This is a genomic window from Bacillus sp. mrc49, assembly GCF_002803435.1.
Map to the genome: position 1 here is coordinate 1 of NZ_PHNG01000776.1, position 1,860 is coordinate 1,860.

Below are 1,860 nucleotides of genomic sequence, written 5' to 3' on the forward strand. Positions count from 1 at the left end.
TCGGCGTACTTTCGTTATATTCCATCCCCTTAAATGGATGGAAATTGTATGTTCATTCTATTACTAGTATTCACACCTGTCAACTAAGAATTAGGTAATTCCCCATGTTGGTTCCATTAACCTAAAACATGGTGAGCCTAAGGGCCCACCATGTTTTTTAGTATGCGTATTTATTTTCATCAATCGAATAATGTGCTGACTGATTGTTCCTCGTGAACACGAATGATGGCCTCGGCAATCAAAGGTGCTACGGAAAGTCCGACGATCTTATCGATTTTCTTATCTTCAGACAGGACGATTGAGTTGGTCACGACCAATTCCTTGATCGTTGAATTTTGAATCCTTTCGATGGCAGGACCTGAAAGGACCGGGTGAGTACAACAAGCATAAACCTCTTTAGCGCCATTTTCCACAAGTGCATTTGCAGCCAGTGTAATCGTGCCTGCCGTATCGATGATGTCATCGATCAGGATTGCTGTTTTCCCTTCAATATTACCAATGATGTTCATGACTTCCGCCACGTTCGGTCTTGGACGGCGCTTATCGATAATGGCAATAGGCGCTTTTAGGCGATCTGCCATTTTACGGGCGCGCGTAACACCGCCATGATCAGGGGAAACGATGACAATATCACTTAGATCTTTTTCTTTGAAGTGATCCGCTAAAATCGGAACGGCAACAAGGTGATCGATTAAAATATCGAAGAAACCTTGGATTTGCGGCGCATGAAGATCCAGGGTGATGACACGATGGGCACCAGCCGTTTCCAAAAGGTTCGCCACAAGTTTGGCAGTAATCGGTTCACGTGCGCGTGCTTTACGGTCTTGCCGTGCATAACCATAGTATGGCATAACAATATTGATCGTCTTAGCTGAAGCACGTTTAAGAGCATCGATCATAATTAAAAGTTCCATTAAATTTTCATTAACTGGTTGACTTGTTGATTGAATCACATATACGTCACAGCCACGAATGCTTTCTTCAATATTAATCTGAACTTCACCGTCACTGAAACTGGTTACGCTACATTTTCCAAGTTCAACACCGATTGCAGCTGCAATTTCTTGAGCTAAATCAAAGTTTGAATTCAACGAGAATACTTTTAAATTAGGATCTAAATACTGATTTGACATGATGACCTCCGTCGGTTATTTATTGAATTTTAAATTCTTCACATAATCTTCTTTGTTGACTTGACGAGCCCGTGCAACTGACAAGGCTTCCTGCGGTACATCTTGCGTAATGGTTGACCCTGCAGCCACATATGCCCCTTCTCCAATTGTCACAGGTGCAACAAGATTAGAGTTGCAGCCTATGAAGACGTTGTCCTCAATCTTCGTCAAATGTTTATTTTTGCCGTCGTAGTTCACGGTAATAGATCCGCAGCCGATATTAACATTCTCTCCAACCTCTGCATCACCGATATAACTCAAATGCGAGGCTTTGCTTCCATTTCCGAAAACGGCCTTTTTAATTTCGACAAAATTACCAATTTTAACGGAATCGTGAATATCCGAATGAGGTCTAACATGAGCGAAAGGCCCGATTTTAACGGCACTTCCGATGCTGCTTTCATGCACGACCGATTGAAAGATCTCCGTTCCATCACCAATTTCACAATCACTGATTTCCGTATTCGGACCGATTATGCAATCTTGGCCGATCACACTGTTTCCCTTGATGCATGATCCAGGTTTAATGACCGTATCCTGTCCGATTTGCACATCAGCTTCAATGAAAGTCGTCAATGGGTCGATGATCGTTACACCATTTCGCATGTGCGATTCATTGATGCGTTTCCGTAAGATCTGCTCAGCCTGCGATAAAGCCACACGGTCATTTACCCCTAATGTCTCCTCG

Annotated in this window: 2 protein-coding genes; both read right to left on the reverse strand. The window is 43.0% G+C overall.

Annotated elements, in window-relative coordinates; all coding sequences use genetic code 11:
• Nucleotides 1-179: 179 nt before the first annotated feature.
• On the reverse strand, nt 180-1,133 hold the full coding sequence (locus CVN76_RS23900) for a ribose-phosphate diphosphokinase (RefSeq protein WP_061144029.1): 954 nt from the start codon (nt 1,131-1,133) through the stop codon (nt 180-182).
• A gap of 15 nt (nt 1,134-1,148) precedes the next feature.
• Nucleotides 1,149-1,860, reverse strand: a 712-nt coding sequence (locus tag CVN76_RS23905; RefSeq protein ID WP_269800074.1) for a DapH/DapD/GlmU-related protein, incomplete at its 5' end; no start/stop codon positions are given.